Source organism: Stenotrophomonas sp. STEN021, assembly GCF_056760175.1.
Genome location: NZ_JBRREH010000129.1, coordinates 1 through 9,337, shown reverse-complemented (window position 1 = coordinate 9,337; position 9,337 = coordinate 1). Strand labels below are relative to the sequence as shown.

Sequence of the window (9,337 nt, the reverse complement as noted above, 5' to 3'; positions counted from 1 at the left end):
GGGGGCCCACGGTGTGCGTTGGACCCCCTCTCGCCACCGGGCCCCCGACCCACACCCGGTGCAGGGGGTTTTTTTGTGCGGCGCGCGGCCCCCCGCCAAGCCGGCAGTAATGAAGTTGTCGACATGCCTGCAATCGGAAGGATCACGAGCTTCGCGGGTGACGCCGCGCCTACAAAAGCAGGCAATTGCCAGCTTGCGCATCAGCCGCGGGCGGGGCCCATCGGCAGGTCATGCAGGCTGCGCAGCTTCTTCTTGTTGATCTTGCCGACGCTGGTGCGTTCTATCGCGTCGACGAAACTGACGCGGTCCGGGATGGCGTAGCGGGAAATGTCGCCTGCGCGGCTGCGTGCGGCGACCAGCTCGATGATCTCGGCTTCGCTGACCTCGCGGCCCGCGTGCCTGACCACCAGGGGCAGTGGCCGCTCGCCCCATTTGGCATCGGCAATGCCGATCACCGCGACCTCGTTGACCGCCGGGTGCATGGCGATGATGTCTTCCAGCGCGAGTGAGGAAATCCATTCGCCGCCGGTCTTGATCACGTCCTTGATGCGGTCGGTAACGCGCAGATAGCCGCCGCTGTCGATGTTGCCGATGTCGCCGGTATGCAGGTAGCCGCCGGCCCACAAGGTTTCCGAGGCCTCTGGATTGTGCAGGTAACCTTGGGTAAGCCACGGCGCGCGCACCACCACTTCGCCGGTGGCGATGCCGTCGTGGGCGACTTCGTTCATGTCTTCATCGACGATGCGCAGCTCGACCATCGGTACCGGTATGCCGGCCTTGGTACGCAGCGACAGTTCTTCATCATTGCCAGCCAGGGCATCCACATCGATCTGGGCGAGGGTGAGCAGCGGGCAGGTTTCGGACATGCCGTAGCCGCCGAAGATGTCGATGCCGCGCGCCAAGGCCTGCTGCGCCAAGGCACGCGGCAGTGCGGCACCGCCGATGATGACTTTCCAGCCGTGCAGATCGGTATCTGCCGCAGTGGGGTGGCCCAGCAGCATATGCAGGATGGTCGGTACGCAATGCGAGAACGTCACTTTCTCGCGCGCGATCAGGTCCAGCAGCTTGCCCGGCAGGTAGCGGCCCGGATACACCTGCTTGATGCCCAGCAGCGTGGCCACGTACGGCATGCCCCAGGCGTGCACATGGAACATCGGCGTGATCGGCATGTAGACATCGTCGCGATGCAGCCGGCCCTGCTTGGGCGCACTGCCCAACGCGGCCATCGCCGCCAATGAGTGCAGGACAAGCTGGCGATGGCTGAAGAACACGCCCTTGGGTAGACCGGTGGTGCCGGTCGTATAGAACATGGTGGCGCGGGTGTTCTCGTCGAAGTCCGGGAAGTTGCGGACTGGCTCGGCGCCGCGCAGGCCTGCTTCGTACTCGGTGGCGAAGCCGGCGGGCAGCGGGCCTGCTTCATCGTCCAGCAGCACCCGCGTGCGCAGGTCCGGCAGCTGCTCTTCAATGCTCTCCAGCACCGGCAAGAACTCGCGGTTGGCCAGGATCACCCGCGCGCCGCTGTGGTTCAGGGTATAGGCGATCTGCTCCGGGGCCAGGCGGATGTTCACCGTCATCAGCACCGCGCCGATCATCGGCACCGCGAAGTAGCTTTCCAGATAGCGGTTGCTGTCCCAGTCCATCACTGCCACGGTGTCGCCGGGCTTCACGCCCAGTGACGTCAGCAGTCCGGCCAGTTGGCCGATACGCGCCTGCAGCGTGCGGTAGTCGAAGCGGACCCTGTCGCCGTAGACGATTTCCTGATCGGGATTCACCGCCAGCGGTGTATGCAGCAGCTGCTTGATCAGTAGCGGATAGGCGTAGGCGCTGGATTCGGCTTGGTCTGAGCTTGTAGCGAATGACATCTGAATATCCTGATTGGCAGTGCGTCAGCGACCAGAGGTGGCGGGAATGGACAGCTGTGCGCGCTGCAATGGCGCTTCCGCACGTGGCATTGGCTGGATCAGCGCATCCTGTGGAAGGGCGTGCGTGGGATCTTCGAGGTGATCCCATACCTGGTCCATTGCCGCGAACATGTAAGGCAGCAAGGGCACATAGCGCTTGCGGTAGTCCGGGAAGGCCAGCAGCGAATCGAAATGCTGGCCGTTGCTTACCCGCCAATAGGCGATCTGCGCGCCAGCCTTGCGAGCGAGCGGTACGTAGCGGTCACTGGTCATGCTGATCGGTACCAGCCCGTCGTCGGCGCCGTGGATGACCACGACCGGCAGACCGCGACGCGGCGCCTTGGCGGCAGCGTCGGCGATGCCGGCGCGTACGCGCTTGGCATCGACGCTGTCACCCAGGCCGAGTGCACGCAGGCAGTTCAGCCCGCGCAGCGGGTCCTCCGTTGACTGGGCGGCATTGCCGTCCACCAGCACCACGCCACTGCCGGGCGGAATGCCGCTGCCTTCGCTCCACCAGCTTGCCCGCAGCTCGGCAGCTGCAGGAACGGGCTTGCCGTCAGCACCAACAGCAGAGTAGCTGTAAGCGCAAGGATGTTCGCCCGCGCCGTAGCGGCCATAAGCCGATACATAGGTCACCGCGATTGCGCGCCACAGGTCGAAGCCGGTCGAGAACGCTCCGGCGCGCAGCGCGCCATCGCTGAGCCCTGCGTCGGTGAGTTGCTGGCGTGCCGACTGTGCCTGTGCGGCGGTGTCGTCGCCATGCACCAGTCCTGCGGACTTCAAGAGGGTGCAGCGCTGTGCCCCGGCCGGCGCTGCCTGTGCCTGCACCGGCGGCTGCGGCAGGTCATCCAGCGCAAGCAGCGCGCAGGGCATCAACAGTGCGGATTGGGTGACGAAGTCGTAGAGCGGTGGTGCGCCTGCCACCGAGACATTTGGCTCGCCTGCGACCATCGCATCGAACCAGTCGCCCTCGATCTCCGCCGCACGCAGTACTGCGCCACCGCCATTGGAAACACCTGCGCCCAGCGTGCGCGTATTGGCCGGGGTGAACGGTGCTGATTGCGGATAGGCGCGATCCAGTGCCTGCAGGCCGAACTGCAGTGCCTGCAGCAGATGCCTGCCCCAGTCTGCTTCCGGATTGTCACCGGAATGGGCGTGTTTGAAGGCGATGCCATGCGCCGCTTTGGTATCGGTCGGAGCGAAGGCAAGTGCACCCTGCGTCGCAGGCGTACCGTCGGCCTGGAAGCCGCTTCTGGCGTCCAGGTCGTAGTAGTCGCTGCCGGTGCCTTTGTCGGTATAGGCGACGGCGCAGCCATGGGCCAGCCCCCAGCTGCCAGCGACCGAGATCGCGCCGTAGATGCCGCGTGAGCCGGAGGAGGCTGCGGTTACCAGGCAGCGACGTGCCGGGTCGAAGTTGTCCGGAATCTGCACCAGCACGCGATGCGGCTGGCGTGCGCCGGGGAGGCGCGCATAGGCCGAGAACTCCCGGCCGGGTGCCGCCTGCAGGTTGCCGTAGACGTCGCCAAAGCCACCACCCGGAGTCAGATCAGCGATGCCGCGCCAGCTGCTCCAGATCGCACGACGGCGGGCTTCCGCGGCGGTCGGCTGGGCCGCGCTGGCAAATGCTGGTGCGGTAGTGGCGCGCAGGCCATCGAGGCCCAGGCCAGCCGTCAGCAGATCATCGCTGCCGCGGTGCTCGGTTTCGCGCCATTGCTCGAACGTTGGAGCTGCAGTACCCGCGGTGGGCTTGGCGGCATGGGCGACGGAAACGCAGCCCAACAGCGGCAGCGCAGCGCAAAGCAGGGTAACGGGGCGGGGGATGTTCATTGCCCCACACTAGCAAGCCAATGTTTACATGCCAGCGTACCTAGGTACCCGTGCCCGGCCCAAGCTTAATTTGCTAACCTCGCCAGGACATGCCGACCCTGCTTATCGCCGATGATCACCCCTTGTTCCGTGCTGCCTTGCATCGCGCGGCCGAAGAGGCGGTTGATGATCTGCAAATCAGCGAGGCCGATTCGCTGGACAGCGTGCTGGAAGCGATCGAGAGCCAGCAGATCGACCTGATGCTGCTGGACCTGCACATGCCGGGCAACCATGGTCTTGCCGGTCTGGCGACGATCCGCGCCCTCCAACCCGGGCTGGCGATCATCATCGTCTCGGCCAATGAAGAGCCGCATGTGATCCGCCGTGCCATCGACCTTGGCGCTGCCGGCTACCTGCCCAAGAGTTCGGGGCTGGTGGATCTGCAGCAGGCCTTGCAGACCGTGCTTGATGGGGAGCGCTGGATACCGGCGATGCTGCGCGAAACCGTGGCGCGGGTTGCACCTTTCAGCAAGGACGCCGATCTGGCCGCGCGTTTGGCCAGCTTGTCCGCGCACCAGTACAAGGTGCTGAGCCTGGTCGCCGAAGGGCTGCTCAACAAACAGATCGCCGATCGCCTTGGCGTGCAGCTGCGCACGATCAAGGCACATATGACCCGCATCATGGGCCGGCTCGGTGTACGCAACCGCGCGCAGGCGATCCGCGTGCTGCACGAGATGGGTCTGAACGATCCGTCGCGGCAGATTGAAGAGACGCAGGACGCCTGATCCACGACGTGGTTGCTGGTCGATCAGCGGTTTCTGCTTCGGGTCACGTTGTGGCGGTGTTGCGCGTAGCCAGCAGATGGTTGATCGCCCAGCGCAGCGCCAGTGGCTTGAACGGCTTGTTCAACAGTGACAGCCCAACCTCGCGCACCGCTTCGCGCGTATCGCTGCCGGTATCGGCGCTGAGTATCACGGTCGGCCGTTGCCTGCGTGCACCGTCCAAACGCTTCCACAGCTGCACACCGGTGTCGCCGTGGTCCAAGTGATAGTCGAACAACCACAGGTCCGCCTCCTGTGCGGATGCGCCGATCCCGCTGGCGTCGCTGTACGCGCTTACCTCGCAACCCCATGACAGCAGCAGCTGCCGCATCGCCTGCAGCGCGTCTGCATCGTTGTCGACCACCAGCACGCGGGTGCCCTTGATGGTGCTGGTGCCGCCCGAGGGTGCGTCATTGCGTGTGGCCGGCGGCGGGCTTGCGCGTGCCACCGTGATGGAGAACGCCGAACCGCGATTGACCATGCTGTGCAGGCCGAGCGGTGCATGCAGCAGGCCGGCGATACGGTGGGCAATCGCCAGCCCGAGACCCAGTCCCTGGCCATTGCTGCGGTCACCGCGATGGAATTCCTCGAACACGACGCTCTGCTGTTCCGGGGTGATGCCTGGGCCGCTGTCATGCACGCTGATGGTCAGGGTGTTGCCATTGCGACGCACGCCGAGCAGCACGCCGCCGCTACGGGTGTAGCGGATGGCGTTGGCGAGGAAATTCTGCAGCACGCGGCGCAGCAGCAGCGGATCGCTGTGCACCCAGACGCGGCTGCGCACGTAGCGGAACTGCAGGCCGCGCGCGGCTGCCAGCACGGCGAATTCCTGTGCCAGGGGATCAAGTACGGTCGACAAGGCGAACGGCCGTGGATCGGCGACCAGCCCGCCGGCTTCCAATCGCGATATATCCAGCAAGCCAGACAGCAGATCGTCGGTGGAGTCCAATGCACCACGGATCTGGCGCAGGAAGCTGTCGAGGAATTCGGATTCGATGTGCTGTGACATCGCATCGGTGAGCAGCTGTGCGGCGTGCAGGGGTTGGATCAGGTCATGGCCGACCGCGGTCAGGAAACGGGTCTTGGCGACGTTCGCACGTTCGGCTTCATGCACGGCCTGTTCCAGCCGCGCGGTGCGGTCCTGCACGCGCAGCTCCAGGGTCTCGTTGCTGCGCTTGAGTGCGTCTTCTGCCATACGGAACGCGGTGACATCGGTGAAGGTGGCGACATAGCCGCCACCTGGCATCGGGTTGCCGCGGATCTCGACGATGGTGTTGTCCGGGAAGATGCGTTCGGACAGATGCGGTGTGCCTCGACGCATATGCGCCATGCGCCTGGTCAGTGCCTTGCTGACGTTGTCGCCCGGTGCCTCGCCGATCTTCAGTTCGCCCAAGGCCCAGGCCGTGAGATTGGCGATCGGCTGCCCGACCTGCAGTAACTCGGGTGGGAACTTGAACAGCGCGGCATAGCGGCTGTTCCAGGCCACCAGCTGCAGCTGGGCATCGACCACGCTGATGCCCTGGCTCATGTTTTCCAACGCGGCTTCCAGCAGGCGTTGGTTGAAACGTAGTGCCTGGGTTGCTTCACCGACGGCGCGGGTGACCGCATCCAGCGGCGCGGCGCCGCCGTCACGCGCAGCCTCGACCAACAGCCGCGCCATGCCCGCGCCGACCACGGCGGTCAGCTCGCGCTCGATGGCAGTGACCCGCTCGTCATCCAGCATCTGCCCGGCATGCCCGTCCAGCAATTGCCGTGCTCGCTCCGGCCCGAGGAAGCGCCCGGCGGTCTTGCGCATCGACGCTGTGGCCACGGCGTCTTTCTGCAGTGGCAGTGATGGCCGGATCGCGCGTGACACCAGCGCAACGGTGACCAGGTTGACCGCCAGGCTGGCGCCCATGCTGATGGCGATGTGGCCGGGCTGCATGCGCAGCGAGAACAGCGCCAGCCAGTGCAATCCTTCGCCGCCGGCTGCTGGATCGGGTGCCGGGATCACCATCGGCAGCAACACCAGCCACAGCCAGACCAGCGAACCCAGCACGATGCCGGCCATGATTGCAGGCGAGGGCGTGCGCGGCCGATACACCGCAAGCAGCACCGCCGGCGCCAGCTGCGACAGTGCGGTGAACGACATCAGGCCGAAATCGCTGAGCGCCTCGGTGCCGCTCATGGCGCGGCTGTACAGCCACGACATCAGGAACACGGCGAGGATGCCGGCGCGGCGGAATGCCAGCACGCGCGGGCGCAGGTCGGCACCGGCATCGTTGCCGCCGCTGTTCATGCCGCCCAGCAGGTGCGAGCCAAAGCCGTGGTTGCCGAGCATGATCGACAAGGTCAGCCCGGACAGGATCATCATGCCGGTGGCCGCGCTCAGACTGCCCAGGTAGGCGAGCAGCGCCAGCAGGTGGTGGCCGCGTTCCTGTGGCAAGGCCAGTACGTAGAGGTCCGGCGATACCGACGCCGGCAGTTGCGCGGCACCGGACAAGGCCATCGGCACCGAGGGTAGACCGATCAACAACAGATAGAGCGGGAACAGCCAGCGTGCGGTCTTCAGATCGGAAGATTGGCGCAGCTCGACCACACCGACATGGAACTGATGGGGCAGGGTGAACGCCGCCATCGCGCCCAGCGCGACCATGGTCAGGAAGTCGGGAATCACCGCCGGTGGCGGCAGGTGCGCCATCTTTTCCAGCAGCGGTGTGCCTGCGCGATGCACCGAGATTGCTGCATACAGGCCGATCGCCAGCAGTGCCGCCAACTTCAGCAGCGACTCCAGTCCCAGCGCGACCACGATGCCGCGATTGTGTTCGGTGGCCGAGGCCTTGCGCGCGCCGAACAGCATGGTGAACGCGGCCATCGTCAGCGCGAACCAGAACGACATGTCCAGCTGCCAGCCGTTGGCGGCGAACTGGTCACCGAGCAGTGCACTGAGCCCCTGGCTCACCGCCTTGAGCTGCAGCGCGATATAGGGAATGATGCCGAACAGCGCAACCAGGGTAATGGTCACACCCAATCCCTGGTCGGTGCGCAGCCGTGCAACCACCAGGTCGGCGATGGTGGCGCTGTTGTGCTGCTTGGCCAGCCTGCCCAGGCGCGCGAGGAACGGCAGGCCAAAAGCGAAGATCAGTGCCATGCCGATCAAGGTGGGCGGGATCGGGAAGCCCCATTGCACGCCCTGCGAGGCGGCCCCGTAATACGTCCAAGCAGTGCAGTGCACGGCCAGCGACAGCGCATAGATGGCTGGCCAGATCCTGCCGAGGCGGTGACCCTGACGCTCACCCCACAGGGCGACGCCGAACAGCAGCACGGTCCACGCGATGCAGGCGAACAGGACGATGGAGGGCGTCAACATCGCTCCAGTGTAGAGAGAACCGTGGCCGGCGTGCTGGATGCCGGCCGGCTGCTTGCCGTGCGGGTATGCGTCAGGGCGCGATCACGATCAGTGACAGCTGCTCGGCGGCCAAGGCCACCTCGCCGCCGGGCTGCAGTTCCACGCTCTTGTGCTGCGTCAACAACCATTGGCCGGGCTGGCGCGGTTCCAGTGAGAGCAGGCGTGAGCGCACCCGGATATCGGCGCCGCTGGGTACCGGCGCCAGAAAGCGCACCTTGTTCAAACCGTAGTTCAGCACATGGGCGATGCCGGGAAAGCCGACCAGCGCCGCCACGTCCTCCTCGACGGTGAGCGAGAGCAGCAGGAAACCATGCGCGATGGTCGTTCCACCCGGCAAACCGGCCTGCGCACGGACCGGATCAACGTGGATCCAGTTGTGGTCACCGGTGGCCTCGGCGAAGGCGTCGATGCGCGCCTGCGCGATGTGGGTGGACTTGCCAAGGCGTTCGCTTGCGGCCCATTGCTGCAGTGCCTGCAGGGCTTCCGGTAGCTTCGGTGTCATCTCATCAGTGCTCACGGCAGGCGTCCAAGCAGGGCCAGGATCGCATCACGCGCCTCGGGCTCGGACAAGGTCGGTGCGTGACCAACATCCGGCACGACGACCAGGCTGGCGTTCGGCGACGTAGCCGCCATCTGCCGGGCAACATCGGCAGGCAGGATATCGGACAGCGCACCACGCACGACCAGCACAGGCACCCGCGACGTCAGGCCGCGCACCGCGCGCCACAGCACCGGCCGCAGCAGCCACAGCACCCACGGCCGGGTGGTGCGGATGATGGCCGGGTCATAGTCCAGTTCCAGCAGGCCGTCATCGCGCTGACGGAAACTACGTGACGCCATAGCCCGCCAGTCGTCGGTAGTGAAGCGCGGGAAGGCGGCCTTGCCGATGGATTCGGCGTAGGCGGTTGCCTGCTCCAGATCCATCGGCGGCAAAGGTTTGCCGGCGTACTTGCCGATCCGTGCCAAGGCTTCGCGTGGCACCTTGGGGCCGGCATCGTTGAGCACCGCTGCCGCGATCAGCTCCGGTGCGCGCGAGGCCAGGGTGATGGTGACCAGCACGCCCAGCGAGGTGCCGATGAACACGGCCTTGGCGATGTTCTGCGAACGCAGCAACGCCACCATGTCGTCGGCGTAGGTGCGCGGGTTGTAACTGGTTGGGTCGGGCGCACGTGCCGAACCCGCACGGCCGCGCAGGTCGACCGCGAGCACGCGCCAGCCGACCGCGGTCAGCGTTTGCGCAAGTGCATCGAAGTCGGCTGCATTGCGGGTCAGGCCGGGAATGCAGACCACCGTGCCCCGGGGCGGGTGGCCCCCCGCCCGGGCCAGGCCCCCCCCCCGCCCGCGCCCGGGCAACGTTGGAGTCCAATTCAACGTAGAGGAAAAAAGGGGGGAGGCCCGGGGTGCGTGAAAAAGGATGGGCC

Annotated in this window: 5 protein-coding genes and 1 pseudogene; 1 reads left to right on the top strand and 5 read right to left on the bottom strand. The window is 66.0% G+C overall.

Annotated elements, in window-relative coordinates; genetic code table 11:
* Positions 1-200: 200 nt before the first annotated feature.
* Positions 201-1,862: a fatty acid--CoA ligase gene (locus ACVOL0_RS19575; RefSeq protein ID WP_481550500.1), complete on the bottom strand. Its 1,662-nt coding sequence runs from the start codon at positions 1,860-1,862 to the stop codon at positions 201-203.
* Positions 1,863-1,886: 24 nt separating this feature from the next.
* Positions 1,887-3,728, bottom strand: coding sequence for a 3-hydroxybutyrate oligomer hydrolase family protein (locus tag ACVOL0_RS19570; protein ID WP_481550499.1), 1,842 nt, complete (start codon positions 3,726-3,728; stop codon positions 1,887-1,889).
* Between the two features lie 89 nt (positions 3,729-3,817).
* Here ACVOL0_RS19570 and ACVOL0_RS19565 point away from each other — a divergent pair, with 89 nt between their 5' ends.
* A complete protein-coding gene (locus ACVOL0_RS19565) occupies positions 3,818-4,492 on the top strand; it encodes a response regulator transcription factor (protein ID WP_296251694.1) in 675 nt (224 codons plus the stop codon).
* Positions 4,493-4,535: 43 nt separating this feature from the next.
* On the opposite strand, the gene ACVOL0_RS19560 is transcribed toward ACVOL0_RS19565, so the two are convergent.
* The 3 genes and pseudogenes from ACVOL0_RS19560 to ACVOL0_RS19550 all read right to left on the bottom strand — a co-directional run.
* Complete coding sequence (locus ACVOL0_RS19560) at positions 4,536-7,877, bottom strand: hybrid sensor histidine kinase/response regulator (protein ID WP_481550498.1); 3,342 nt, start codon at positions 7,875-7,877, stop codon at positions 4,536-4,538.
* A 70-nt stretch (positions 7,878-7,947) separates the two neighbouring features.
* Complete coding sequence (locus ACVOL0_RS19555; RefSeq protein ID WP_481550497.1) at positions 7,948-8,418, bottom strand: MaoC family dehydratase; 471 nt, start codon at positions 8,416-8,418, stop codon at positions 7,948-7,950.
* Between the two features lie 11 nt (positions 8,419-8,429).
* Positions 8,430-9,221: pseudogene (locus ACVOL0_RS19550) on the bottom strand (alpha/beta fold hydrolase); the annotation flags it as partial.
* Between the last annotated feature and the right edge of the window lie 116 nt (positions 9,222-9,337).